Origin of the sequence: Microbacterium sp. SLBN-111, assembly GCF_049739645.1 — a bacterium.
Lineage (GTDB): Bacteria > Actinomycetota > Actinomycetes > Actinomycetales > Microbacteriaceae > Microbacterium.
The window spans coordinates 1,015,840-1,040,676 of sequence record NZ_JBMGQH010000001.1; the positions used below are offsets into that span (position 1 = coordinate 1,015,840).

General features: G+C 70.9%; 23 protein-coding genes and 1 pseudogene. 13 read left to right on the forward strand and 11 right to left on the reverse strand.

Annotation, left to right across the window (positions count from 1 at the left end; genetic code table 11):
* Positions 1-242 precede the first annotated feature (242 nt).
* From RKD05_RS04810 to RKD05_RS04825, 4 genes are all read left to right on the forward strand, one after another.
* Complete coding sequence (locus RKD05_RS04810) at positions 243-1,685, forward strand: response regulator transcription factor (protein WP_424708378.1); 1,443 nt, start codon at positions 243-245, stop codon at positions 1,683-1,685.
* 22 nt (positions 1,686-1,707) lie between these two features.
* Positions 1,708-2,454, forward strand: coding sequence for a GntR family transcriptional regulator (locus RKD05_RS04815; RefSeq protein WP_424708379.1), 747 nt, complete (start codon positions 1,708-1,710; stop codon positions 2,452-2,454).
* 63 nt (positions 2,455-2,517) lie between these two features.
* Positions 2,518-3,006 carry an ureidoglycolate lyase gene (locus RKD05_RS04820; RefSeq protein WP_424708381.1) on the forward strand — a complete coding sequence of 163 codons (489 nt, stop codon included), beginning with the start codon at positions 2,518-2,520 and terminating at the stop codon, positions 3,004-3,006.
* Positions 3,003-4,457 carry an FAD-dependent oxidoreductase gene (locus tag RKD05_RS04825; RefSeq protein ID WP_424708382.1) on the forward strand — a complete coding sequence of 485 codons (1,455 nt, stop codon included), beginning with the start codon at positions 3,003-3,005 and terminating at the stop codon, positions 4,455-4,457. The genes RKD05_RS04820 and RKD05_RS04825 overlap by 4 nt, the downstream gene beginning before the upstream one ends.
* Before the next feature lie 18 nt (positions 4,458-4,475).
* Here RKD05_RS04825 and RKD05_RS04830 read toward each other — a convergent pair whose 3' ends face one another.
* On the reverse strand, positions 4,476-4,985 hold the full coding sequence (locus tag RKD05_RS04830) for a GNAT family N-acetyltransferase (protein WP_424708383.1): 510 nt from the start codon (positions 4,983-4,985) through the stop codon (positions 4,476-4,478).
* Entirely contained in the window at positions 4,978-5,259 is a 282-nt protein-coding gene (locus RKD05_RS04835; protein WP_424708384.1) for a DUF1778 domain-containing protein, read from the reverse strand. Before RKD05_RS04835 ends, RKD05_RS04830 begins: the two co-directional genes overlap by 8 nt.
* A gap of 77 nt (positions 5,260-5,336) precedes the next feature.
* Here RKD05_RS04835 and RKD05_RS04840 point away from each other — a divergent pair, with 77 nt between their 5' ends.
* Positions 5,337-6,260: an NAD(P)-dependent oxidoreductase gene (locus tag RKD05_RS04840; RefSeq protein ID WP_424708386.1), complete on the forward strand. Its 924-nt coding sequence runs from the start codon at positions 5,337-5,339 to the stop codon at positions 6,258-6,260.
* A gap of 108 nt (positions 6,261-6,368) precedes the next feature.
* On the opposite strand, the gene RKD05_RS04845 is transcribed toward RKD05_RS04840, so the two are convergent.
* The 8 genes from RKD05_RS04845 to RKD05_RS04880 all read right to left on the reverse strand — a co-directional run bounded on the left by RKD05_RS04845 (position 6,369) and on the right by RKD05_RS04880 (position 14,801).
* Entirely contained in the window at positions 6,369-7,208 is an 840-nt protein-coding gene (locus RKD05_RS04845; RefSeq protein WP_424708388.1) for a lytic transglycosylase domain-containing protein, read from the reverse strand.
* A 322-nt stretch (positions 7,209-7,530) separates the two neighbouring features.
* Positions 7,531-8,742 (reverse strand): ROK family protein, encoded by a 1,212-nt coding sequence (locus RKD05_RS04850; protein WP_022878648.1) that lies wholly within the window; start codon positions 8,740-8,742, stop codon positions 7,531-7,533.
* Positions 8,743-8,832: 90 nt separating this feature from the next.
* Complete coding sequence (mmsB, locus tag RKD05_RS04855) at positions 8,833-10,053, reverse strand: multiple monosaccharide ABC transporter permease (RefSeq protein ID WP_424708390.1); 1,221 nt, start codon at positions 10,051-10,053, stop codon at positions 8,833-8,835.
* 5 nt (positions 10,054-10,058) lie between these two features.
* Positions 10,059-11,588 carry a multiple monosaccharide ABC transporter ATP-binding protein gene (gene mmsA / locus RKD05_RS04860; RefSeq protein WP_424708391.1) on the reverse strand — a complete coding sequence of 510 codons (1,530 nt, stop codon included), beginning with the start codon at positions 11,586-11,588 and terminating at the stop codon, positions 10,059-10,061.
* A gap of 75 nt (positions 11,589-11,663) precedes the next feature.
* Complete coding sequence (gene chvE / locus RKD05_RS04865; RefSeq protein ID WP_424708393.1) at positions 11,664-12,785, reverse strand: multiple monosaccharide ABC transporter substrate-binding protein; 1,122 nt, start codon at positions 12,783-12,785, stop codon at positions 11,664-11,666.
* 238 nt (positions 12,786-13,023) lie between these two features.
* On the reverse strand, positions 13,024-13,626 hold the full coding sequence (locus tag RKD05_RS04870; protein WP_424708394.1) for a DUF305 domain-containing protein: 603 nt from the start codon (positions 13,624-13,626) through the stop codon (positions 13,024-13,026).
* 90 nt (positions 13,627-13,716) lie between these two features.
* On the reverse strand, positions 13,717-14,157 hold the full coding sequence (locus RKD05_RS04875; protein WP_424708395.1) for a DUF6153 family protein: 441 nt from the start codon (positions 14,155-14,157) through the stop codon (positions 13,717-13,719).
* A gap of 59 nt (positions 14,158-14,216) precedes the next feature.
* Entirely contained in the window at positions 14,217-14,801 is a 585-nt protein-coding gene (locus tag RKD05_RS04880; protein ID WP_424711771.1) for a nucleotidyltransferase family protein, read from the reverse strand.
* A 51-nt stretch (positions 14,802-14,852) separates the two neighbouring features.
* On the opposite strand from RKD05_RS04880, the gene RKD05_RS04885 reads away from it, so the two are divergent.
* The 4 genes and pseudogenes from RKD05_RS04885 to RKD05_RS04900 all read left to right on the forward strand — a co-directional run bounded on the left by RKD05_RS04885 (position 14,853) and on the right by RKD05_RS04900 (position 18,706).
* The gene (locus tag RKD05_RS04885; RefSeq protein ID WP_424708397.1) at positions 14,853-17,126 is read left to right on the forward strand and encodes an amidohydrolase family protein; all 2,274 of its coding nucleotides are present in this window, start codon (positions 14,853-14,855) and stop codon (positions 17,124-17,126) included.
* A 120-nt stretch (positions 17,127-17,246) separates the two neighbouring features.
* Positions 17,247-17,309 (forward strand): annotated as a pseudogene (locus tag RKD05_RS04890) (XRE family transcriptional regulator); the annotation flags it as partial.
* 6 nt (positions 17,310-17,315) lie between these two features.
* Positions 17,316-17,762 carry a cupin domain-containing protein gene (locus tag RKD05_RS04895; protein ID WP_424708399.1) on the forward strand — a complete coding sequence of 149 codons (447 nt, stop codon included), beginning with the start codon at positions 17,316-17,318 and terminating at the stop codon, positions 17,760-17,762.
* Positions 17,759-18,706 carry a PDR/VanB family oxidoreductase gene (locus RKD05_RS04900; protein ID WP_424708400.1) on the forward strand — a complete coding sequence of 316 codons (948 nt, stop codon included), beginning with the start codon at positions 17,759-17,761 and terminating at the stop codon, positions 18,704-18,706. The genes RKD05_RS04895 and RKD05_RS04900 overlap by 4 nt, the downstream gene beginning before the upstream one ends.
* Positions 18,707-18,725: 19 nt before the next feature.
* On the opposite strand, the gene RKD05_RS04905 is transcribed toward RKD05_RS04900, so the two are convergent.
* On the reverse strand, positions 18,726-19,916 hold the full coding sequence (locus RKD05_RS04905; protein ID WP_424708402.1) for a glycosyltransferase: 1,191 nt from the start codon (positions 19,914-19,916) through the stop codon (positions 18,726-18,728).
* A gap of 580 nt (positions 19,917-20,496) precedes the next feature.
* On the opposite strand from RKD05_RS04905, the gene RKD05_RS04910 reads away from it, so the two are divergent.
* From RKD05_RS04910 to RKD05_RS04925, 4 genes are all read left to right on the forward strand, one after another.
* Complete coding sequence (locus RKD05_RS04910; protein WP_424708404.1) at positions 20,497-21,780, forward strand: amidohydrolase family protein; 1,284 nt, start codon at positions 20,497-20,499, stop codon at positions 21,778-21,780.
* A gap of 7 nt (positions 21,781-21,787) precedes the next feature.
* Entirely contained in the window at positions 21,788-22,567 is a 780-nt protein-coding gene (locus RKD05_RS04915; protein WP_022878665.1) for an ABC transporter ATP-binding protein, read from the forward strand.
* Positions 22,564-23,457 carry an ABC transporter permease gene (locus tag RKD05_RS04920; protein ID WP_424708405.1) on the forward strand — a complete coding sequence of 298 codons (894 nt, stop codon included), beginning with the start codon at positions 22,564-22,566 and terminating at the stop codon, positions 23,455-23,457. Before RKD05_RS04915 ends, RKD05_RS04920 begins: the two co-directional genes overlap by 4 nt.
* A gap of 154 nt (positions 23,458-23,611) precedes the next feature.
* Positions 23,612-24,793, forward strand: coding sequence for an ABC transporter substrate-binding protein (locus tag RKD05_RS04925; RefSeq protein WP_424708406.1), 1,182 nt, complete (start codon positions 23,612-23,614; stop codon positions 24,791-24,793).
* Positions 24,794-24,837: the final 44 nt, after the last annotated feature.

Below are 24,837 nucleotides of genomic sequence, written 5' to 3' on the forward strand. Positions count from 1 at the left end.
GGCCCCTCCTCCACACCCGCCCGCGGGTGACGACCGTCCCCATTTCGGGGTAACGGCGCGGGCGAAAGCTGGACATTTGTCATATCCTCGTGAATGGAATCGTTTCCCGGGGGTAGGCGGTTCCAGCGGCCGCCCGCGAACCCGAAACCGCGTCCGACCGCCCGTCCTGGGTGTCTGTCAATCCACGACGCGATCGCCGTGCACGCTTCCGCTGCGGATTTCGCTCGTCCGGCGGAGGTCACATGAGCGATTCCACTGGTTCCATCGAGCCCAGCGTTGCCCTGCGCGCAGCGGCCGCCCACACGGCTCTGCGACTGGAGCCGGGACACGGGCAGCCCCTGGCCCGGCACTTGTCCCTGTTGGCGGAGGCGGATCCCGGGCCGGCGCCGCTGGTGTGGACCGATACGCGGGCAACGCTCCTCTCCGCCATGCTGGTGGCCCGAGGGCGGAATGACGCACTCGGCGCGGGCCTCGAGTTGGTCGAGCGCTACTTCGACACCGGTCGGCTCGTCCGCCCCGCCGCCCTCTCGGGCCCGGTCCGCTCGGGGCTCTTCGCCAGCGTTGCGGAGTACTGCGCCGCGATCGGGTGGCCGCAGATCGGGGGGCACTACGCCGCCGAAGCCCTGTTGTTCGCCGAGACTCCCGCGCAGCGCTACCGAGCCTTGAGCGTTCAAGCGCTGAACCTCGCCCTCAACGCCGAATACCCCGCGGCGGCGCAGGCCGTGGAGGAGGCCCGAACCCTCTTCACCGACCAGGGGTGGCCACACGCCGACACCTCGCACTGCCTGCTCCTCGGCGACGGACTGGTCGCGGTGAGCAGCGCGGACCTGGATCATTTGCGCGAGATCGCGGACGAGCTGCATCGGGCGCAGCCCGACGACCCCTATTGGCGCTTCAGCGTCTCGATGATCCGCGTGACGATCATGCTGATCGAGAGGGACTTCACCGCCGGGCTCGCGGAGAGCAGGCAGCTCCTCCACGGCTCGGGACGGACCCGCAGTTTCCGTATCACGCGAGACCTTCTCCTCGGGTTGCACGCCGACATGCTCGCTGGCCAGGGCGAATACGACGAAGCGCTGACCGTCCTCTCGACCGCCGTCACGCATCCGGGGCACGCGGTCTGCTTTCCGATGCAGCGTGCGGGAATCCTGCTCCAAATGGGTCGCGAACGCGAGGTCATCGACAGCACAAACGCGTGCGTCACGCTGCTCGACGAGCACTGCCTCCGCACCCTCACGCCGCTGCTGACCCGCCGGGCCGTCGCCTTCCTCCGGCTCGGAAGCGAGAGACGAGCCGTGCAGAGCATGGAGTCCGTGGTGCGGCTGATCGGTCGTACCGGCGGCTCGGTGACGCCGTTCCTGATGATTCCTCTCGACGACACCGAACGCCTGCTCGACCTCGTCGCGGAACACACCCCCGACCTCGGCCCGACGGTCACGATCATGCGGCAGATGCTCCCAATGATCGCCGCACGATCCAAGGGATCGGGAGCGTTCGCCGTTCTCACGACGACCGAGCGCGAACTCGCGTACCTGCTGACCTCGAACCTCGGCCTGTCCGACATCGCGCGCGCCCGCAACGTCTCGCTCAACACCGTGAAGTCCCAGGTGCGGTCGATCTACAGCAAGCTCGGGGTCTCGAGTCGAGAGGATGCCGTCGAGCTGCTGCAGCGTCCGGACGACTGACCCGCCCGGGTACCGTGTTCTCGTGACTCCGCGCGGCACGACAGGTGCGACCGACCAGGATGCCGTCATCGACCGGATCCTCGCCCTCTGGAGCGGCGACCTCGAGACGCTCCCCTCTGAGCCACGGCTCGCCGAACTGACGGGGGCGTCTCGCGCGTCGGTGCGCGAAGCGCTCGTCCGACTCGAGGAGCGCGGGTACGTGCACCGCACGCAGGGCACGCGCACGACCCCGAACCGTCGCCTGCCCGACGTCGGCCGCCGCATCGACGAGCAGTTCGACCACTCCCTCTCGATCCGCGGCGCCGGGTACGAGCCGCGGCTCGAGGTCGTGGCATCCGGGGTCCGCGTGCTCCAGGGCGGAGACCCCGCACGCTTCGACGACCTTCCCGACGGGACGCGGGTCTTCCGCACCGTGAAGATGTGGCGGGTCGACGGGGTGCCCTACGCGCTCGCGGAGGATCTCGTCCCGCTGGCGCGCGAGGTCGACCTGGACCCCGAACGTCCGGTCTTCGACCTCGCGGAGGCGGCCAATGGCATCCGGGTCGCGTGGGAGACGCTGTGGGTCGACGCGGTCAGCCTGGACGCCGAGCGCGCCGGACTGCTGGACGCGGCAGCGGGGATCCCGGTGGTCGAGATGACCTACTGCGGGTACGGGACGGGCGACGACGTGGGGTACTGGTCGCGTGAGGTGCAGGTGTCGGCGCCGGCGGGACTGCGCAACGCGCTGATCCGGCGGGTGCGCCACGATCGGAGCGTTTCGGGGGCGTAACGAGGTCGTGAACGTGTCCGACAAGCAGGCCTTCAACTTGTCTGACAGGTATACGGTCGGGGTATGACCGAGACGCTTCCCGCCCACTCGCTGACCGCCGCGACGGTCACCGCTGAGAACTTCGCCCCGTTCGGCGTCATCCTGACGCCCATGGCCGACGGCACCCCCTTCACGTCGGAGGAGGCCGTGCTCGACGTGTCCGGTGGCATCCCGCGCTTCTATCTCATGTCGCTCGACGACAAGACGCCCGAGTTCGTCCGGGTCACGCGGCACCTCGAGACGACCCAGACGCTCATGGCCGTCGGCGACGTCGAGTGGACGATCGCCGTCGCGCCCGCGGGCATCGACGAGCCGACGCTCGACGATCTGCGGGCGTTCCGTATCCCGCCGCGCACCGCGATCACGATGCTCAAGGGCACGTGGCACGCGGGACCGTTCTTCGCCGAGCCGAGCATGGACTTCGTGAATCTCGAGCTCGACGACACGAACGTCACCGATCACCACAACTTCCGGCTCGACGACGCCTACGGCGTGCGCGTCGTCGTCGAGTGAGCGCGCTCACCCCGCTCGCCGACGCGGGCGCCCGCCTGGCCGCCCTCGAACGCGAGGCCGCGCACCAGGAAGCGCTCAGCGCCGGCGACGGACGGTCGTGGGTCGGCGAACGCGACGGCGAACACCCGGTCGTGATCGTGGGCGGCGGACAGGCCGGGCTCGTGCTCGCCCGGGGCCTCCGCCGCCGCGGGATCGAGGACGTCGTCGTGCTCGACGCTGCCCCGGTCGACGCGACCGGACCGTGGACCACATACGCCCGCATGCACACGCTGCGCACCCCGAAAGACATCGCGTGGCCGACGTGGGGCGTGCCGGCGGTGAGTCCGCGCGCGTGGTTCGAGGCCGTGTACGGCGAGGCGGCGTGGGACGACATCGCCTTCTTCCCGACCGTCGCGTGGCAGGGGTTCCTGCAGTGGTACCGCACGGTCGCCGGCATCGAGGTCGTCGGTTCCACCGCCGTCACGTCGATAACCCCGCCGGATGCTGACGGCCCCCTGCGCCTGCACCTCGAGGGACCCGACGGCTCCTGGGTGCTCCTCGCCCGGCACATCGTCCTCGCCACCGGCATCGAGGGCGCGGGCGGGCGGTACGTGCCGGCGCTGCTCGACGGACTCCCCGCCGACCGCGTGCACCACACCCACGACGCGATCGACTTCGCCGCCCTCGCCGGGCAGCGCATCGGCATCCTGGGCGCCGGCACGGGTGCGTTCGACAACGCCGCCACCGCGCTCGAGCACGGGGCGGCCGCGGTCGACGTGCACATGCGGCGCCCCGCGATGCCGCAGGTCAGCCCCTACCGGTGGATGGAGTTCTCGGGCCTCATCGAGAACTACGGCTCGCTCACCGACGCGCAGAAGTGGACGTTCAACGTGCACCTCTCCGCCGTCGACCAGCCCGCGACGCAGAACGCGATCTGGCGTGCGCACGCCTTCGACGGCTTCCGTTTCCTGACGTCGTCGCCGTGGCAGTCCGTCGAGTGGGACGGCACCGACGTCGTCGTGACGACGCCGCATGGCATCCATCGGTATGACGTCGTCATCGCCGCGACCGGGATCGTGGCGGATCTCTCGCGTCGCCCGGAGCTGTCGACGGTGGCTCCGGATGCCACGCTCTGGAGCGATCGCCTCACCCCGGCGCAGGTGGCGGAGAACCCCGGGCTCGCCGCGTTCCCGTACCTCGACGACGACTTCGGCCTCGTCAGCCGGAGTACGGCGGCGGGGTCGGCGCTGTCGCGCATCCACATGTTCAACCACGGCGCGCGGATCAGCCAGGGCATGCTCAGCCACCAGATCCCGGGGCTCGTCGGGGGCGCGACAAAGCTCGCCGCGGCGCTGTCGCGACGGCTGTTCACCCGCGACGCCGACGCGCTGATGGCGGAGTACCTCGCCTACGACGTCCCGGTCGGCGTGCACATCGGGCGGCGGCCGGTGCCGGCGGAGGTTGCCGGCTGAACCGAGGGGCGGTGAGCGTCAGAGCTCGCCGAGTGTTGCGCGTGCGTCCTTGGTCAGCAGGTAGAGAGTGCGACTCTGCCCGGGGAACCGCGTGAAGCCGAACTTCTCGTAGAACGGCACGACGTTCTCGCCGAGGGCGTGGACGAGAATCGCACGGATGCCGATGGTCTCGGCGGCCTCGAGCGCCCTCAGCGTCGCATGCTGCAGGAGCGAGAAGCCCAGGCCCATCCCGTGGAACTCCCGGTCGATCGCGAGTCGACCCAGCAGGACCACCGGAACGCTCGACGGCATCCGGGCGGTGAGCTCCGCGGGACCGTCCTCGCGTTCGAGCGAGCTGGAGGAGAGGCAGTAGTACCCCGCGACCCGCTGCTCGCCCCGCGTCACCGACACGCTCGTCCGAGAGGCGCCGGTCTTCTCGTTGCTGCGTGCGCGCGTGCGGAGCCACACGTCGAGCACGTCTTCCCCCGACCGGAATTCCGAGAGCTTGTCCCCCGCCGCGATGGGCCGAGGGGTCAGGAACTCAGTCACCGTCGACGAAGACGCTCGTCCGCGTGAGGAGGTTCCGGAGACCATCGACGGACCGGGGCGGGCGGTCCATCACCGACTGGAAGGCGTCGAAGGCCTCGGCATCCACGCGCAGCCGACGATCCTGCTGGATGACTTCCTGCGCGCGTTCGGTGAGGACCTCGGTGGAGAACGCGGTGACCGTCCGCCCGGAGATTGCGGCGGCGCTTTCGATGGCCTCTTTCTGAGCGGCGGTGACACGGAGCTCAATCCGTGCGTCCTTCGGGGATGTGCCCATGGGGACAGTGTACGGCATTCTTCCGTACAGTTTCGGGAGCGGCCGCGGTCGCCGGACCCGCGGGTAGCGTGGGCCGGGTGACTTCCTCGCTGATCGTGTCCGTGCCCACCGCCCAGCTCCGCGACGATCTGCAGCCCCTCCCGGAGGGCGTGGAGGTGCTCGTCTGGGACATGACGGATGCCGCGCCCCGGCCCCACATCGACATCGTGGTTCCGCCCTACATGTCGATGGACGGCGTCATCGCGCGGTTGGCCGAGGTGTCCACCCGGCTCGTGCAGGGCCAGTCGATCGGCTACGACAACGTCGAGGGCCGCCTGCCCGAGGGCATCGTGTTCGCCAACGCCACGAGCGTGCACGAGACGGCGACCGCCGAGCTCGCCGTCGCCCTGGCCCTCGCGGCCCAGCGCGCGCTGCCCGACTTCGTCCGCGCGCAGGACCGCGCCGTCTGGAAGGGGAAGTGGACGCCGGGCCTCGCCGACGCCCGCGTCACCCTGCTCGGCTTCGGCGGTGTCGGCCGCGCCATCGCCGCGCGGCTGAAGCCCTTCGAGGTCGAGCTGCGCGCGGTCGCGTCGCACGGGCGACTGCAGGACGACGTCGAGGTCCTCCCCCTCGGCGAGCTGTACGACGTGCTCACGGCGACCGACGTGCTGATCGTCTCGCTTCCCGGCGGTGACAGGACGCAGCACCTCGTCGACGACGCCGCGCTGTCGGCCCTCCCCGACGGAGCGCTCGTCGTGAACGTCGGCCGCGGCCCCGTGATCGACACCGACGCCCTCGTCGACCACGTGCAGCGGGGGCGCATCCGTGCGGCGCTGGACGTCACCGACCCCGAGCCGCTGCCCGCCGACCACCCGCTGTGGGCCCTCGAGGGCGTGCTCATCGCGCCGCACGTCGGCGGTGCCACCGGGGCGATGCGTCCCCGGATCGCGCGGCTCGTCCGCCGGCAGATCGAGCACTTCCTCGCGGGCGAGGAGCCCGAGAACGTGGTGCTGCGCGGCTGACCGGCGTTCCGTCCCGACGACGCGAGACTGCATCCGGCCGACATCTCCACTGCAGCCTGCACCGGAGTTGTCAGGCGCCTGCAGTCTCGCGGAACCCGTGGGGGTCGTTCAGCCGGCGGCGCGTGCGGCGTAGGTGTTGGCCATGGCCGCGACGTCGTCGACGTAGCTGTCGAGGTGGTTGTACGAGAAGATCGCCCGCCGCCAGCCGGAGGCGCTCGTCATCTCGCCGGCGGCGCACAGGTAGCGGCCCGCGGCGAGCGCGGCGTCGTCGATCTGGTTCGGGTCGGCCACGCCGTCGCCGTTGCCGTCGGCTCCCCACCGCTGCCACGTCGCGGGGATGAATTGCAACGGCCCCACGGCGCGGTCCCACGCGGCATCCCCATCCCAACGTCCCCCGTCGGTGTCCGCGATCGCGGCGCTCGCGCTGCCGTCGAGCGGGATGCCGCGGATCGCGGGCTGCGGGTACCCGGCCTCGTCGAGATGACCGCCCGAGTGCGTCCCGTGGGCCGACTCGATGGCCCCGATCCCCGCGAGGGTGTTCCAGCCCAGTCCGCACGAGGGCTGCTCGGCCTTGAGGGTCAGCGCGGCCGACGCGTACGCACGGAGGGCGCGTTCCGGGATGCCGGTGGCTGCGGCGATCCGCGCGCTCCAGGTCGCATCGGCGGTGAAGAGCTGGGCGGCCGGGGGCGCGGCGGCCGGGGGCGCGCCCGCCGGGGCGGGATCCGGCGCCGGCACCTCGCTCACCTCAGCGGTGGACGTGGCATCCGTCGTCACCGTCGCCGCGATCTCCGCGGTGGCCGGGGCGGCGATGCGCTCCTCGAGCGGGCGCTCACGGCCGGCGGCCTGCGCCGACACGACGAGGACGGCGGCGATCCCGACGAAGAGCGCCGCCAGCACGGCGGCGAAGACGGATGACCACGAACGACCGCGGCCGGCGTCGAGATCCACGCGGGCCCTCCCCTGGCATCCACCCGGGTAGCGAACGCCGCGGAGAGACTAGCCCCGCGAGGCGACGCCTCGGTGAACGGCGACTTTCGATCCGGGGCGAGGCCGGCGTCGGCGCGCGGCCCGCCGACCGGTTCGGTGTCCAAGACACGCGGACCGGACCGCGCGGCGTCCGCGTGTCTTGGACACTCAACGTGTAGGGCAGCGGGGGGGGGGGGGGGGGGGGGGGCAATCCCGGCGGGAGACACTCCGACGGAAGGCGCAACCGAGGCAGGCGCAACCCCCGCGGGGGCAGCACACAGCCGCCAGAGCCCCGCCAGCAGAGTCAGCCGCGGAAACCCGCAGGATTCGCCAGCAGGTCGGCGAACGCCAGCTCGGCGGGGCCGATGAGCATCAAGCGCGAGCGGAGGAGCGCGCGCTCCAGGCGGATCGTGCGGCCCTCGGCGCCGAGCGGGTGCACGCGCACGGCCTCGGCCAGGCGCTCGCGGCTCACCGAGAGCAGCGCGCCCAGGTATCCGGAGAGCACCACGGTCTCGGGGCTGAAGGCGTTGACGAAGTTCGTCAGCGCGAGCGACAGGGCCTCGACCTGGCGCGTGACCTCGGCCAGCACGCGCGGATCGCGGGCGACGCCGAGCTCGACGTCGAGCTCGTCCTCGTCGAGCTTCCGGCGTCCGAGCAGCGGCTCCAGCAGGTCGAGCCGGACCTCGGCCTCGAGGCATCCATGCCGTCCGCACACGCACGCGCGCCCGCGCGGGTCGATCACGGTGTGGCCGAGTTCGCCGGCGTAGCCGGAGGTTCCGCGCAGCAGCGTGCCGTCGATGATGAGGCCCCCGCCGATGCTGTGCATCGCGCCGCCGAGGTACAGCAGGTTCGAGACGCCGACGCCGACACCGAACCGCGACTCGGCCAGGGCTCCGATGCTCGCGTCGTTTCCGGCGGAGACCGGGATGCCGAGCTCGTCACTCAGACGCGCGGCCACCGGGTCGCGCCGCCACCCGAGGGTCGGCGACACCAGCACCGAGCCGTTGGCGTTGACGAGCCCGGGAACCGCGAGACCCGCACCGACCACGCGGTAGTGCCGGTCGATGTCAGCGCGCATCGCCTCGACGGACGACGCGACGATCTGCACGAAGCGGCGGGGCGACGGGGCGGTCGCCGTGTCGTGTCGGAGCCGCGCGTGCACGACACCGCCGAGCCCGACGAGGGCCACGGTCACGGCGTGCGGTTCGGCGCGGACGCTCAGCGCGGCGACGTGGTCCTCGGGCTCGATGTCGAGCGTCGGGCGGCCGACCTTGCCGGTGCGCTCACCGGCCGCGACCTCGCGGACGAGTCCCAGTTCGGTCAGCTCCATGACCAGGCCCGTGACCGTCGAGCGGTTGAGGCCGATGGTGGCGCCGAGCTGCGCGCGTGAGAGCGCTCCCCGCAGATGCAGCAACGACAGGACGGACGCGAGGTTCTGCTGACGGATCAGGTCGTTCGTCGTACGACCTGCGGGTGGTGCGAGCGGCGTCGCGGGCTCGAACACGGCAGGGGTCATGAGGGGAGCACCTCCACCATTGTCGCATCGCCCGAGTCCCGGTTACGGCCGGTGTGGGGAGCGCGACGCGAGGCCGCGCTCCCCACCCGATCAGACACCGCCGTTGCGTCGCTTGTTGAAGATGTCGAACGCGACGGCCAGGAGCAGCACGATGCCCTTGATCGCCATCTGCCAGGCCGCGTCGACGCTGAGGATGGAGAGGCCCATGTTGAGCACACCCATCACCAGACCACCGACGACCGCGCCGACGACGGTACCGATACCGCCCTGGACGGCGGCGCCGCCGATGAACACCGCCGCGATGGCATCCAGTTCGTAGTTCTGACCGGCCGCGGCGACGGCACCACCGGCACGGGCGGTGCTGACCACCGCGGCGAGGCCGGCGAGGACGCCCATGTTCACGAAGATGAAGAAGTTGACCCACTTCGTCTTCACACCACTCATCACGGCGGCGAACAGGTTGCCACCCATCGCGTAGATGTGACGGCCGAAGGTCGTGCGGTTCAGCACGAACGTGTACGCCAGCACGAGGACCGCGAGGATGATGAGCACGATCGGGGTGCCGTTGTAGGTCGCGAGCGTGAAGGCCGCGGCCATGATCACGATGACCGCGATCGCGTTCTTCAGCCAGAACGACCACGCCACCTCGCGGGGCAGCTCGAGGCGGCGCAGCGTCGCGCGGGTGCGCAGCTGCTGGGCGATGAGCAGGACGCTCGCGAGAGCACCGAGCACGAGGGTCAGGCTGTCCCAGTTGCCGACGTAGCCGAGCACCGGCGGGAGCCACCCGGCACCGATCGCGGTGAAGCCGTCGGGCAGACCGCTGATCGTGCCGCCGGTGAGGAGCACCAGCGTAAGGCCGCGGAACAGCAGCATGCCCGCGAGGGTCACGATGAACGCGGGTATGCCGACGAACGCGACCCAGAAGCCCTGCCACGCGCCGACGACGGCACCGACGATGAGCGACAGGAGAACGGCGATGTACCAGGGCAGACCCCATTGGTTCATCGCGATCGCCGCGATCGCGCCGACCATGGCGACCACCGACCCGACCGAGAGGTCGATGTGGCCGGCGATGATGACCATGACCATGCCGATCGCGAGGATCAGCACGTAGGCGTTCTGCTGGATGAGGTTGTTGACGTTGCCCGGGAGCAGCAGACGTCCGCCGGTGAGCACCTGGAACAGCACGATGATGATGACCAGCGCGGCGAGGATGCCGAACTGCCGGAAGTTGATGCGCGCGAGCAGGCCGCGGCGGCGGGGCCCGGGTTGCGTCGGCGCTTCGACCGTCTGAGTGGATGCGGTGGCCATTGCTGTCAGTTCCTTCCGGCGGTCATGTGCCGCATGAGCGTCTCCTGGGTGGCATCCGCTCGGCTGACCTCGGCCGTGATGCGTCCCTCGGAGATGGTGTAGATGCGGTCGGAGAGGCCGATGACCTCGGGCAGCTCCGACGAGATGACGATGACGGCCTTACCCTGGGCCGCGAGTTCGTTGATGATTCCGTAGATCTCGTACTTCGCCCCGACGTCGATGCCGCGGGTCGGCTCGTCGAGGATCAGCACGTCGGGTCCGGTGAACATCCACTTCGACAGGACGACCTTCTGCTGGTTCCCGCCGGAGAGGCGTCCGGTGATCGCGGCGACGCTGGGCGCCTTGATGTTCATCTTGTAGCGGTACGAGTCGGCGACCTTGTACTCGCGGTACCGGTCGACGACGCCGAGGCGCGCGAGGCGCGCGAGGGCGGATGCCGAGACGTTGACCTGGATGTCGCCGATGAGGTTGAGACCGTACTTCTTGCGGTCCTCGGTGGCGTACGCGATGCCGTTCTTGATCGCGGCATCCACGGTCCGCACGTCGATCTGCTCGCCGCTCTTGTAGACCTCGCCGGAGATCCCGGTGCCGTACATGCGCCCGAAGATGCTCATCGCGAGCTCGGTGCGGCCGGCGCCCATGAGGCCGGCGAAGCCGACGATCTCGCCCGCGCGCACCATGAAGGACGCGTCGTCGATGACCACACGCTCGGTGTCGACGGGGTGGTGGACCGTCCAGTGCTCGACGCGGAACAGCTCCTCGCCGATGTCGGGTTCGCGCGGGGGGAAGAGGCTATTGAGGTCGCGGCCGACCATCGCGCGGATGATGCGGCCCTCGTCGGTGTCGGGGTCGTCGCGCAGCATCGTCTCGATCGTCCGGCCGTCGCGGATGATCGTGATGCGGTCGGCGATGCGCAGCACCTCCTTCAGCTTGTGGCTGATGATGATGCAGGTGATCCCCTGATCGCGCAGCTGGTCGATGAGGTCGAGCAGGTGCGCGGAGTCGTCGTCGTTGAGGGCGGCGGTGGGCTCGTCGAGGATGAGGAGCTTGACCTCCTTGGCCAGCGCCTTCGCGATCTCGACGAGCTGCTGCTTGCCGACGCCGAGCTCGTAGATCTTGGTCGCCGGGTTCTCGCGCAGACCGACGCGCTTGAGAAGTTCGGCGGCGGCGGTGTTGGTGGCGTTCCAGTCGATGACACCGCGCTTGGCCTTCTCGTTGCCGAGGAAGATGTTCTCGGCGATCGAGAGGTAGGGGCTGAGCGCCAGCTCCTGGTGGATGATGACGATGCCGGCGGCCTCGCTGTCGTTGATCGAGCGGAACGCGACCGGCTCCCCCTCGAGGGTGATCGTCCCGTCGAAGCTGCCGGCGGGGTAGACGCCGCTCAGCACCTTCATCAGCGTCGACTTCCCCGCGCCGTTCTCGCCGCAGATCGCGTGCACCTCTCCGCGGTACACGTCGATCGAGACGTCGGCGAGGGCCGGGATGCCGTTGAACGACTTGGAGATCCCCGACATGCGCAGGATCGGTTCGGTCATGGTGTCTCCCTCCGTCGCCGCGCGGCGACAGATAGAGCGGCGGGGCGGGCGAACCCGCCCCGCCGCAGTTGCGGATCAGAGCCCGACGTCGGAGGCCTTCAGGAAGCCCGAGTCGATGAGCTTGGACTGCACGTCGTCCTTGACGACGACCTCAGGCGTCAGCAGGTACGACGGGACGACCTTCTTGCCGTTGTCGTAGGTCTTGGTGTCGTTGACCTCGACGGTCTTGCCGTCCTTGATCTCCTGGATCATCTGGAAGACGCGGTCACCCAGAGCGCGGGTGTCCTTCCAGACCGTCATCGCCTGCAGACCCTCGAGGATCGCCTTGACGTTGGCCTTGTCGGCATCCTGACCCGTGATGATCGGGTAGTCCGCACCGGCGGTGTAGCCGGCCGACTTCAGGGATGCCTCGATACCGATGGCGAGGCTGTCGTTGGGCGACAGGACGACGTTGACCTTCTTGCCGTCGCCGTAGAACGACGAGAGGCGGTTGTCCATCTCGGCCTGAGCCTTGTCGGACGCCCAGCCCTGGATGCCGATGCTGGCCCACGCGTCGTCGCTGGCGGGCGACTTGCCGCTCGGAACGACGAGCTGACCCTTGTCGACGTACGGCTTCAGGACGTCCCACGCGCCGGCGAAGAAGAACTTCGCGTTGTTGTCGTCGGGGCTGCCGGCGAAGGGCTCGAGGTTGAAGGGACCCTTGCCGTCCTTCAGGCCGAGCTGCTTCTCGATGAACTGGCCCTGCAGGGTGCCCACCTTGTAGTTGTCGAACGTGGCGTAGTAGTCGACGTTCTCGCTGCCGTTGATGAGGCGGTCGTAGGCGATGACGGTCGCCTTCTGGGCCTTGGCCTCCTGCAGCACCGGGCCGAGCGTCGAACCGTCGATGGCGGCGATCACGAGGATCTTCGCGCCACCCGAGATCTGGTTCTGGATCTGGCTGATCTGCTGGTCGGTCTTGTTGTCGGCGTACTGCAGGTCGACGGTGCAACCGGCGTCCTGGAGCTTCTTCTGGAGCTGCTCACCGTCGTTGATCCAGCGCTCGAGGCTGCGGGTCGGCATCGCGATACCGACGTTGCAGTCGCCGCTGCCGCCCCCGGCAGCGTCTCCGCCGCCATCGGCGGGCCGCGTGGAGCTACACGCTCCGAGACCCACGGCGAGAGCCGCGATGGCCGCACCGGTCAGGATTTTCTTCAGCATTGTGATCTGCGTTCCTCTCTGAACTGCAGGGACCCCCGTGGTCGCACCCGGCGCCCTCCCCGGCGTCGGATCGGGTACGTCCTCGTCCCGGCTTCCTGGTTCCGTCGTAATTATGACGGCTCCGTGAACATATCCCCGGGTGTGCGCATTTGTCCAGAGTTCGATCCCCCGCGAAATGCAACGAACGCGTAACGGAAGAGGTGGGGCGCGACCCCGTGCCGCGCCCCACCCGCTTCGATCAGAACTCGGTCAGGAGTTCCTTCATGGTCGCGATCTCCGATGTCTGAGCCTCGACGATCGCCGTCGCCAGAGCGATCGCGTCACTGTTCTGACCGTCCGTCTGCTCCTGCCGAGCCATGTCGATCGCCCCCTGATGGTGGTCGATCATCTGCTGTATGAACAGTCGAGCGGCTTCGGCTCCGGAAGCCTGCTCGAGCGATTGCATATCGCCGTCGCTCATCATGCCGTCGCCGTGATCCATGCCGCCCATGTCGGCCGCACCGGCATTCCAGTCCTCGAGCCACCCCTTCATCCGTTGGATCTCGGGGGTCTGTGCGTCCTTGATCTGCTGCGCGAGCGCGGTCACTCGCTCATCGATACCGCTCTTCGACAGCAGAGTGTCGGACATCTCGATCGCTTGTTCGTGGTGCGGGATCATCATGCTGACGAACATGAGGTCGGCCTCATTGGCATCCGCGGTGGGTGCTGTGGCCGAGCTGCTGCTGCCGCCGTGGTCCATTCCGGGCATGGTGCCACCGGCGGTCGTTCCGCCGGCGCAGCCGGCCAGGACGAGCGCGACGGCGAGGGTGAGCGCGGCAGTCGCCGCAAGAGGGGTCTTCATTGTGATGTTCTCCAAAGTCGGTGACGAGGCTCGACGGTCGACGAGCCCGAAGGACGCGTTGCCCGCGCGCAGAGGCGGGCACACGCGATCTCACGTGCGACTGATGCAGAGAACGACGAGCGAGGGAGGCGGAGCGTCACGGGCGGACGGGAGCCACGGGTTCGGGATCCCCCGCACCCCCGCATCCCGCCGGGAAGCCAGCCGGCCCGCGCGGAAGAGAGCGAACAGGATCACGCCGACGAGGAGCGCGAGGATGCAGGACATCGACGCCATCCCGTGATCGTCGCCGCAGTCCGCGCAGAGGGATTCGGCGGGGGCGGCGGCCGGAGCGGCCTCGTGGAAGTCCTGGGTGTCCGAGAACGCGACGTCGGCCATCGAGACCATGTCGCCGTGACCGGCGCCGGGCGACGAAGCGCTCAGAGCATGCATCGCCAGAAGACCCACGATGATGGCAGCGCTCGCGCCGAGCAGCAGGAGGAGGGTCCGCGTGCCCGCACCGCGCACACGCTGGCCGACGGTGATCAGCGACATCCCCACCTCCCTTCCCACAGGTTAGCCGCCCGGCGCGGCCGCGAGGAGCCGCCCCCGGATCAGCGAACGTCCCGGTCCCTGCCCGACCACAGGTCGCCGCACTCGACGGCCTCGGCGCCGTGGGCGCGGAGATACGGGCGCGCGCCGACATCACCGCCGACCGCCGCAGCGAGCGCGGCCCAGTGAGTGCGGCCGATCACGACGGGATGGCCCGGCGCACCGCCGTACGCGGCGAACGCCAGGGCGTCGGCGGTGGCGCGCGACGCGAGCCGGGCCACGGCGGCGGGCGGCAGCTCCGGTGTATCGACCGGCACGACGACGATCGCGGACGCGGCCGTGGATGCCATGGCATCCAGTCCCGCCCGAAGGGAGGCCGAGACACCCTCGGCCCACCGCTCGGCGCGTACGACGAGCGCCTCCCCGGGGACGAGAGGCGCCGCATCGTCGGCCGCCGCACCGAGCACCACGAACACCGGTTCGCACCCCCCGTCGCGCAGCGCCCGGACGGCCTTCTCGACCCACGGAATGCCGTCGGGATCGCGCGCGAGGGCCTTGGGACCGCCGAAGCGACGACCGGCCCCGGCGGCGAGAACGAGGCCCGCCGGACGGTGCGTGAGGGGGTCGACGGGGGCCTCGGGGAGCATGGTCACGACAGCGTAGCGTGCGTGAAACACGGCGCGGATACCGTCGCCAGCATGCTCGAACTGGCCGCCGACCTGCTCCCCATGCTCGAGGCGGGGACGCCCGTCGCGGCGGTCACGGTCACCCGCGTCATCCGCAGCGCCCCGCGCGGAGTGGGCGCCACCCTCGCGGTCACGGCCGACGCGCGGGTCATCGGATCGCTGTCCGGCGGCTGCGTCGAGGGCGACGCCGTGATGCTGGGTCTCGACGCGCTCCGCACGGGCGAGGTGCGCCGCGGGAGCTTCGGTTTCGCCGGTCCGGACGACGCGATCGTCACGGCCGGGCTCGCGTGCGGGGGTGCGATCGAGGTCGTGGCGTACCCGATCGACGGCACCGCCCCGCGGGTCCGCGCCGCGCTCCAGCGCGCTGCGGCCGGACGCGAGAGCGCGATCGACCTCGACCTGGGCGACGGCACGACCCTCGAGCTGCGGCGGCGGTCCCGCCCGCGCCTCATCGTCCTCGGCGCGGGCGAACACGCGGCGGCGCTGTGCCGGGTCGGCGCGGCTGCCGGGTTCGCGGTGACGGTGTGCGACGCGTGGGCGCTGCTCGTGACGCGCGAACGCTTCCCCGAGGCATCCGACCTCGTCGTCGCCACTCCGCACGAGTACCTCGCGTCGCTCGAGGACCCCGACGAGCGCACCGCCGTCTGCGTCCTGACGCACGACGAACGCCTCGACGTGCCAGCGATCCGGACGGCGCTGCGCCTCCCGGTGGGTTTCGTCGGCGCGATGGGGGCGCGGGCGACCGTCGCCCGCCGCGCGGCGCTGCTGAGACAGGCGGGGGTGACGGATGCCGAGCTCGGCCGGCTGCATTCCCCCCCTGGGCCTCGACCTCGGGGCGGAGACCCCCGAGGAGACGGCCCTCTCGGTGATCGCCGAGATCGTCGCGGCCCGGCGCGGCGCGAGCGCGCTCCCGCTGAGCGCGACCGACGGCCCCGTGCACGCGAATGCCGCGGCGAGCTGCGCCGTCCCGACCCCGGTGACGGCCCGATGACGGCGCTCGTCATCCGCGACGCGGTCGCGGTGGTCGAGGCCGAAGGCCGCGTCCGCACCGGAGACGTCGTGGCCGTAGACGGCGTCGTCGTCGACACCCCCGCTCCCGCCGACGCGACGGTGATCGACGCGAGCGGATGCGTTGTGACGCCCGGCCTCGTGAACGCCCACCACCACCTGCTGCAGACCGCGTTCCGGACGCTGCCGGGCACGCGTGGCATCCCGATGCGCGAATGGCTGCCCGCGATGGCGAGCGCGTACGCCGCGGCCGGTGTCGACCCCGAACTGACCGGGATCGCCGCGCGCGCGGGGCTCGCGGAGGCGCTGCTCAGCGGCGTGACCACGGTCGCCGACCACCACCTCACCTGGCCGTCCGGTGCCGACACGGTCGGGATGGCCCGCGCCGCCGCGGCGGCGGCCGCCGACCTCGGTGCCCGCCTCGCCTTCGTGCGGGGCGCCGCGCGCGACGACCCGCAGGAGGCCGCACTGTCGGCCGAGGCGATCGCCGCCGCGCTCGTCGACGGGCAGCCGGGCGGCGTCAGTGCCGACGGAATGCTGCAGGTCGCCGTCGGCCCCGCGGGCGTGCACAGCGACCCGCGCGAGACGTTCGCCCTGCTCGCCGAGGTCGCCGAACGTCGCGGCCTTCGCCGCCGCACGCAGGCGAACGAGGTCGTCGACGTCGAGATCGCGCTCGACCGTTACGGCCGCCGCCCGCTCGACCTCCTCGAGGACTGGGGCTGGCTCGCTCGCGACGTCACCCTCGCCCACCTCTGCGGAGTCACCGACGACGAGATCGCCCGGCTCGCCGCGGCCGGCGTCACGGCGACCCACGCGCCCGGATGCGACGTACCGATGGGCTGGGGGGTCGCACCGGTCGCGAAGCTCCGGGATGCCGGCATCCCGGTCGGGCTCGGAACGAGCGGCGGCGGCAGCAACGACGCCGGACATCTCCTCGCCGACGCGCGTCTCGCGATGCAGGTCTCGGCGCTCGTGGGGCCGCAGGTCGCGGCATCCACGGTCCTGGCGATGGCGACCGAGGGATCGGCCGACGGGCTCGGACGCCCCGAACTCGGGCGGCTGACGCCGGGGTCCGCCGCCGACCTGTGCCTGTGGGACGTGGCGGGGGTCGCCGACGCGGGCGTCGCCGATCGCGTCGCGGGGCTCCTGTGGGCCTCGCCCGGTCGGCGCCCGCGCACGGTCGTGGTCGCGGGACGCGTCGTCGTGGACGATGGATGCCTCGTCTCCGCCGACGAGCGCGAGATCACCGCGCGATTGTTCGAGAGGGTGGGACGATGACCACCATGGCTCCCGCGATCCCCACCGACGATCGATCCCGCCACCGGCTCCACCGGCGACGAGCGTCTCGGGGCGCACCTGCGCGGCCTGCGCAAGGCGCGCGGGCTCACGCTGACCCAGCTGGCCGAGGCGGCGGCACTCTCGCATCCGTTCCTCAGTCAGCTCGAGCGCGGCCTCGCCCGCCCCAGCATGGCGAGCCTCGAACGACTGGCGCGCGCGCTGGGCACGAGCCGCGTCGAACTGATCGCCGCGTCCGAGCCGCCGCGCCCCGACGAGAGCGCGCACCCGACCTTCGTGCGCGCGAACGAGGGGCTCGTCGGGCCGTACGCCGAGGGCAGCGCGCGGATGCTCGCCGAGGGTCCGCGGCGCTTCGAGCCCATGGAGTTCACGGGCGCGAACCCCGAACCCGGCGACCACTACGTCCACGAGGAGGATGAGTTCCTCACCGTGCTCGAGGGCTCCATCGTGATCTCGCTCGGCCCGTTCGGCGAGACGACGCTCGCGGTCGGCGACTCCGTGTACTGCCGGTCGGGCACACCGCACCGCTGGCACTCGCCCGGCGGTGCGCCATACCGGCTGCTGATCGTGAAGGAACTGGTCCACGGCGCCCCCGACCCCGGCGAAGGAGACACATGAGCGGCGGTCTGACGTTCGAGGCGATCGTGCGGGAGCGGCGCGAAGCGGCGGACGGCGTCGTCGTCCTCGACCTCGAGCGTCCCGGCGGCGTGCTGCCGCACTGGTCGCCGGGTGCGCACATCGACGTCGTGCTGCCCGGCGGGGTCGAGCGCCAGTACTCGCTGTGCGGGTCGCCGAGCGAGCGCGGCACGTGGCGGATCGGCGTGCTGCGCGAGCGCGAGGGCTCGGTGTGGCTGCACGAGAACGCGCATCCCGGCACGGCACTCCGCGTCCGCGGCCCCGCGAACCACTTCCTCTTCGCCCCCACCGCCGGCCGCTCCTACGTCTTCGTCGCCGGGGGCATCGGCATCACACCGATCGTCCCGATGATCGAGGCCGCCGACGCCGCGGGCGCCGCGTGGACCCTGCTGTACGCGGGCCGGTCGCGGCGCACGATGGCCTTCGTCGACGAGCTCGTCGAGCGCTACGGCGACCGCGTCGAGGTGTTCGCCGCCGACGAGGGCACCCGCCTCGATCTGGACGCCCGCCTGGGCACCCCGGCATCCCGGACCGTCGTCTACGCGTGCGGTCCCGCCCGCCTCCTCGAATCCCTGGATGCCACGATGTCGGGCTGGCCGCGCGGGAGCCTCCACGTCGAGCGGTTCGAGGCGAAGGTTTTGGGCCCTCCGGTGTGGGCCGAGCCGTTCGAGGTCGACCTCATGATGTCGGGACTGACGGTCGTGGTCCCGCCGGAGAAGTCGATCCTCGAGGTCGTCGAGGAGTACGGCGCCGTCGTGCCGTCGAGCTGCCGCGTCGGCACATGCGGAACGTGCGAAGTGCCCGTGATCGACGGCGACGTGGAGCACCGTGACTCGGTGCTGTCGCCCGAGGAGCAGGAAGCGAACCGCACGATGATGGTGTGCGTCTCGCGCGCCGCCTGCCCGCGCATCACGCTCGAACTCTGACGCGGGGCGCGGCGGGAGATCACGCCGGGAGATCCGCCGTCCGGTGCAACCGCTCGGGCACGCGCGCTTCCCGATACACCTCGGCGAGCGCGCGGCGGAACCCGTCACCGGAGAATTCGTCCGCGACCGGGTCGCGCAGACGCAGCGCCTCACGGCGCGCGGCGTCCGTGTCCGCGAGGGCACGGACGACCCCGGAGGCGAGGCCGCGCGCGTCGTCCGCCACCGCGAAGGCGTGCAGCCGGTCGTCGACGATGCCTTCGACCCCGAAGCCCGAGGAGACGACCGGGATGCCACGCAGCATCGCCTCCACCGCGGCGAAGGTCACGCCGGCGCCGGCGCGCACCGGGACGAGTACGACGTCGGCTCCGGAGTAGGCCGTCTCGAGCGACTCCCCGTGCCCCGCGACGATGAAGCTGTCGGGTCGGGTCGCCGCGACCAGCCGAATCTCGGCGGTCGGACGCGCGCCCGCGAAGACGAACCGCACCTCGGGATAGATCTCGAGGACTCGCGGAGCGATGTCGGTCATGGTCCACAGCGCCGCGTCGGCATGCCCCGAGCTCCCGAAGGCGCCGACCACCAGCACGGTGGGAGTCGGATCACCCACGCGGGGGCGGGTTTCGGTGCCGTCGGCGAGCGGCGGGCGGACGACGACCGCGCGCACGGAAGCGCCGGCGCGGCCGACGAGGACCGCGTCCTTGGCGCTGAAGGTGAGGACGACATCGGCGCGGCGGTAGATGCGGCGCTCATCGCGGCGGACGCGCGGCGTCCGCGGCACCGCGTCGTTCGCGACGACGACGCGGAGCCTCGCGGCCCGCGGGCGCTGACCCAGGACGTACCAGCCGGATCCTGTCCCCTGATACTCGACGGCGTCGGCGCCGGCGACGGCGGCGCGCACCGCCGCGCTGCGCCGAAGCGCCCGTCGGAGACGAACGACGGGACGCGTCGGGAAGAGTCGCCGCTCCTCACGCTCGAACGCGTCGACTAGACGTCGGGCCGCCGCCGAGCGCGGCGGATCGGCCGGAACGAGCAGCACGTCGACGAGATCGCCGAGCACCTCGGCCGCGGCGCGGTTCTCGGGACCGTCGAACGAGACGAGGGTCACCCGGTGACCCAGCTCGCGCAGCGCGCGCAGATGGTGGAGAAGGTATCCCCCCTCGGTGTCGGGCAGCCCATCGTGGGGCACGACCGGCGAGAAACTGACGATCCGCATGCACCCTCCCCTCGCGCCGAGCGGACGGCACGAACTCCCAGCCTCCCCGCGCCGGGGCGGCGGCCCCGTGGCATCCGGACCGCTCGAGACCGGGCGAGGGGATGCCGACATCCGGGCGACCCAGCTCGTGACCGAATCCCCGGCCCGCCGAAGGGCAGGGTGAGGGCGGTGCCTCGCGGTCACCGGGCGACGGAGGCAGCGCGTGCGCGCGGCAGGGAGTTCCGGCATCCGCCCCCATTCCGTTCGTCAGTGATCGGCGCAATCTCAGCCGCCCACGCCGGGGATGCCACTGAGCTTGCGCGAATCACGGAGGTTGCGCGGCTCCGCGGCCCTCCCTCAGCGATCCGCGCACGGTCAGCCGTAGACGACCGGATGCCGCTGAACGTGCGCGAATCGCGGAGGTGGTGCCGTGCGCGAGCAGGTTTGTCACGAGGGTCACGAGCGGGAAATACGGCGGAAACGACCGGTTCCTAGCATCGGAAACAGCCCGGATGTTGGTCACACCAACACTGGCTCGCCGCTCCCGACGGCACCCGCCTCGACGATGTGGCATCCCTACCCTCACTCTTCGGAGGTCCTCGTGTCCGCCGCTCCACCCGTCTCGATCAGCGAGATCCGCAACGCGCGACTGGCGTCCGGCGCGCTCGTGGACATCGCGATCGACGGCGACACGGTGGTCGCGGTGGTTCCGGCCGGGACCCCGCTGCCCGAGACCGACGGCGAGATCCTCGATCTCACCGGCTACGTCGTCACGGCGGCCGGAGCGGAACCGCACGCGCACCTCGACAAGTCGCAGTCGTGGGATGCCATCCAGCCCCCGTTCGGCGACCTCGTGCGCGCGATCGAGAGCTGGCAGGCCTTCGCCCAGGACCTCGACGAGGACGAGACGCTCGACCGGGCACGGTCCACGGCGGTGCGGATGCTGGCATCCGGGATCACCGCCGTCCGGACGCACGTCGACCTGCTCCGCGGCGAGGACGCGCTGGTCGGCGTTCGCGCGCTCGTGCGGCTGCGCGAGGAACTGCGCGGCGTCATGGACATCGAGCTCGTCGCCCTCGGCGGACCGACCGTGCCGGATGCGGTGTTCGACGCCGCGCTCGACGCGGGCATCGACCTGGTCGGCGGGGCACCGCACCTCGCGGACGACCCGATCACCGACCTCGACCGCCTCATCGCGATCGCGCGGCGCCGCGACGTCGGCCTCGACCTGCACACCGACGAGAGCCTCGCCGGTGCCGACACGCTCGCCGCCTACGCCCGGGCCGTCACCGGCTGGCACCGTCCCCGCAGCGCCGGTCACTGCGTGCGGCTCAGCATGATGCCGACCGAAGACCTCGCCTCCCTGGCCGAGGACGTGCGCGTCGCCGACATCGGCGTCATCGCCCTCCCGATCACCAACCTGTACCTGCAGGGATGGGATGCCGACCACGCCGTGCCCCGCGGAATCGCGCCGATCGGCCGCCTCAAGGCCGCCGGCGTGCGCGTCGCGGCCGGGGCCGACAACGTGCGCGACCCCTTCAACCCCGTGGGGCGCTGCGATCACCTCGAGACCGCGTCCCTGCTCGTCGCCGCGGGGCACCTCGCCCCGGAGGAGGCGATGGATGCCGTCACCTCCGGCGCGCGGGACGTCATGGGCCTGCCGGTCGCCGGGCCGATCCCCGGCGCCCGCGCCGACCTCGTCGCGGTCCGCGCCGCCTCGCTCGGCGAAGCCGTCGCGTTCGCCTCCGCCGACCGCGTCGTGCTGTACCGCGGACGCGTCGTCAGCCGCACGACGGTGTCGACGCAGACCGCGCTCCCCGCCCGCACACCCCTCGCCGACGCACCCGCACCGGCGCTTCCGACCCTCGTCCCGACCGGAAAGTGAGCGTTTCGTGACCCTCGCCTCCCCCTCCCCGGCAGCCACGCTCGCGGACCCCGCGGCGCCGCTGCTGGACTTCCGGAACGTCGCCATGACGTTCCCCAACGGCACCACCGCTCTCTCGGGCGTCGACCTCGTCGTCCAGCGCGGCGAGTTCGTCAGCGTCGTCGGCCCTTCGGGCTGCGGCAAGTCGACCCTGCTGCGCATCGCCTCGGGCCTCGAGTCCGCGAGCGAAGGCACCGCGACGGTCAACACCGACCGGATCGGGTACGTCTTCCAGGACGCGACGCTCCTGCCCTGGCGCGACGTGCAGTCGAACGTCGAGCTGCTCGCCGAGCTCAACTGGCAGCCCAAGCGGGTGCGCACCCCGAAGGCGAAGTGGGCGATCGACCTGGTCGGCCTCAACGGCTTCGAGAAGCACCTGCCCAAGCAGATGTCGGGCGGCATGAAGATGCGCGCGTCTCTCGCCCGCTCCCTCACCCTCGACCCGGAACTCTTCCTCTTCGACGAGCCGTTCGGCGCCCTCGACGAGATCACGCGCGAGCGCCTGAACGACGAGCTGCTGAAGATCTTCGTCGAGCAGAAGTTCGGCGGCCTCTTCATCACGCACTCGGTCTCCGAAGCGGTCTACCTCTCCACCAAGGTCGTCGTCATGTCCGGTCGCCCCGGCCACCTCGTCGACACGTTCGAGGTCCCCTTCGACATGCCTCGCGACCCCGAGATCCGCTACACGGGCGAGTTCGCCAAGCTCGTCGGCGAGGTCTCCCACGCCCTCCGGGAAGGACACTCATGAGCACCACCTCTGCAGAGCCGGTCGTCTCCGAGACGTCCGAGCCCACGGCATCCACCCCCGCCCCGACGAGCGACACGGCCCCCAAGGTCCCGCGCGGTCGCAGCAAGATCACGCGTGCGCTGATCCTCGCGGCCCCGCCCCTCGGCGTGCTGGCCGTGCTCGTGGGGATCTGGTACCTGATCGCGGGCATCCTCACCGCCACCGGCAAGGGCTTCCTCCTGCCGATGCCGCACGAGATGTTCACGAAGGGCTTCTTCGACCCGCAGGTCAGCGTCGACATCTGGACCGCGCTGTTCCGCACCACCGGCGTCGCCCTGACCGGTCTCCTGGTCGCCATGATCATCGGCATCGGCTGGGCCATCGCGATGTCGCTGGCCCGCTGGGTCGAGCGCAGCACGTACGCCTACGCGGTGATCCTGCAGTGCATCCCGATCCTCGCCCTCGTGCCGCTCGTCGGCTTCTGGTTCGGTTACGAGTTCACGGCCCGCGTGATCGTCTGCATCCTGATCGCCCTGTTCCCGATGGTGTCGAACACCCTGTTCGGTCTGCAGTCGGTGGACAAGTCGCAGCGCGAGCTGTTCCGCCTCCAGAAGGCCAACAAGTGGACGGTGCTCACGAAGCTCACCCTCCCCGCCGCGCTCCCCTCGATCTTCGTGGGCATGCGCACCTCGGCCGGCCTGTCGGTCATCGGCGCGATCGTCGGCGACTACTTCTTCCGCCGCGGCGAACCGGGCATCGGCTCGCTCATCTCCAACTACCAGTCGCGCCTGCAGAGCGCCGAGCTGTTCGCCTCGATCCTCGCGGCGTGCCTCCTCGGCGTGGTCATCTTCGCCTTCTTCGGCTGGCTGTCCAAGGTCGCCGTCGGCCGCTGGTACGAAGCAGCCCGCTGATCCCCGCGGGCCCGCCCGCACCGCACAGACCCTTCACACAGACACCGGATGCCACGGCACCGCGCCCTCGGGCGTGCCTACGGCCGTGGCATCCGACCCCTCCCGCACCACCTCCGTACCCGAGAGTTCCACCCGTCACAGAAAGCGAAACAGCATGAAGCGCAGCACCCTCCTTCGCGGGACCGCCGTCACCGGCGCGTTCGCGATCGCCCTCACGCTCACCTCGTGCGCCGGGAGCGCCGCGGACCAGGCGGCGCCGAGCAGCACCGACCTCACGGTCGGCTCCGTCGACCTGTCGGCCGACTGCCCCTCGACGATCGTCGTCCAGACCGACTGGAACCCGGAGGCCGAGCACGGTCACCTCTACGAGATGATCAAGGACAAGTACACGATCGACGCCAACACCAAGGCGGTCACCGGCCCCCTGATGTCGGACGGCGAGTACACCGGCGTGAACCTCGAAATCCGTGCCGGTGGCCCCGCGATCGGTTTCCAGACCGTCTCGGCCCAGATGTACCAGGACGACAAGATCACCCTCGGCTACGTCAGCACCGACGAGGCCATCCAGCTCTCCAGCACCACGCCCACCAAGGCCGTCATGGCACCGCTGGACATCAGCCCGACCATGGTCATGTGGGACCCGGCGACCTACCCGGACGTGAAGACGATCCAGGACGTCAAGCCGGCCCTCGAGTCGAAGAAGGGCGTCTGGCGCTACTTCGACGGCTCGGCGTACATCGAGTACCTCAAGAGCGCCGGCCTCGCCAGCGCCGACATCCTCGACGGCTCGTACGACGGCACGCCGTCGAACTTCGTCGCCGCCGGCGGCAAGGACATGCAGCAGGGCTTCGCGTCCGCTGAGCCGTACGTCTACCAGAACGAGGTTTCGGCCTGGGGCAAGCCGGTGAAGTTCGCGCTGATCCACGACTCCGGATGGCAGACCTACCAGTCGTCGATGTCGGTCAAGGCCGCCGACTTCGACAAGCTGAGCCCCTGCCTCACGAAGCTCGTCCCCGTCCTGCAGAAGGCCGGCGTCGCGTACTACAAGGACCCGAAGGCTGCGAACGACCTCATCCTGAAGCTCGTCGACGAGTACAACACCGGCTGGACCTACACGCAGGGCGTGGCGGACTACTCGGTCAAGACGCAGGTCGACCTCGGCCTGGTCGGCAACGGCCCCGACTCGACCTACGGCAACTTCGACGACGCCCGCTTCGCGGACTTCTTCGACAAGGCCAGCAAGGTCTACACGGCCCTCGGCACCCCGCCCGCGGCCGGCTACACCCCGAAGGACCTGTACACGAACGAGTTCATCGACACCTCGATCTCGTTCTGATCGAACCGGCCCGGTCCGCCTCGCGCGGGCCGGGCCGTGTCGGT

Coding starts and splice junctions, on each gene's coding strand:
- mmsA (WP_424708391.1), bottom strand. CDS start 11,588: ATGACCGAACCGATCCTGCGCATGTCGGGGATCTCCAAGTCGTTCAAC.
- RKD05_RS04925 (WP_424708406.1), top strand. CDS start 23,612: ATGAAGCGCAGCACCCTCCTTCGCGGGACCGCCGTCACCGGCGCGTTC.
- chvE (WP_424708393.1), bottom strand. CDS start 12,785: ATGCTGAAGAAAATCCTGACCGGTGCGGCCATCGCGGCTCTCGCCGTG.
- RKD05_RS04880 (WP_424711771.1), bottom strand. CDS start 14,801: ATGCTCCCCGAGGCCCCCGTCGACCCCCTCACGCACCGTCCGGCGGGC.
- RKD05_RS04870 (WP_424708394.1), bottom strand. CDS start 13,626: ATGAAGACCCCTCTTGCGGCGACTGCCGCGCTCACCCTCGCCGTCGCG.
- RKD05_RS04820 (WP_424708381.1), top strand. CDS start 2,518: ATGACCGAGACGCTTCCCGCCCACTCGCTGACCGCCGCGACGGTCACC.
- RKD05_RS04810 (WP_424708378.1), top strand. CDS start 243: ATGAGCGATTCCACTGGTTCCATCGAGCCCAGCGTTGCCCTGCGCGCA.
- RKD05_RS04885 (WP_424708397.1), top strand. CDS start 14,853: ATGCTCGAACTGGCCGCCGACCTGCTCCCCATGCTCGAGGCGGGGACG.
- RKD05_RS04905 (WP_424708402.1), bottom strand. CDS start 19,916: ATGCGGATCGTCAGTTTCTCGCCGGTCGTGCCCCACGATGGGCTGCCC.
- RKD05_RS04850 (WP_022878648.1), bottom strand. CDS start 8,742: ATGACCCCTGCCGTGTTCGAGCCCGCGACGCCGCTCGCACCACCCGCA.
- RKD05_RS04895 (WP_424708399.1), top strand. CDS start 17,316: ATGGCGAGCCTCGAACGACTGGCGCGCGCGCTGGGCACGAGCCGCGTC.
- RKD05_RS04920 (WP_424708405.1), top strand. CDS start 22,564: ATGAGCACCACCTCTGCAGAGCCGGTCGTCTCCGAGACGTCCGAGCCC.
- mmsB (WP_424708390.1), bottom strand. CDS start 10,053: ATGGCCACCGCATCCACTCAGACGGTCGAAGCGCCGACGCAACCCGGG.
- RKD05_RS04875 (WP_424708395.1), bottom strand. CDS start 14,157: ATGTCGCTGATCACCGTCGGCCAGCGTGTGCGCGGTGCGGGCACGCGG.
- RKD05_RS04900 (WP_424708400.1), top strand. CDS start 17,759: ATGAGCGGCGGTCTGACGTTCGAGGCGATCGTGCGGGAGCGGCGCGAA.
- RKD05_RS04835 (WP_424708384.1), bottom strand. CDS start 5,259: ATGGGCACATCCCCGAAGGACGCACGGATTGAGCTCCGTGTCACCGCC.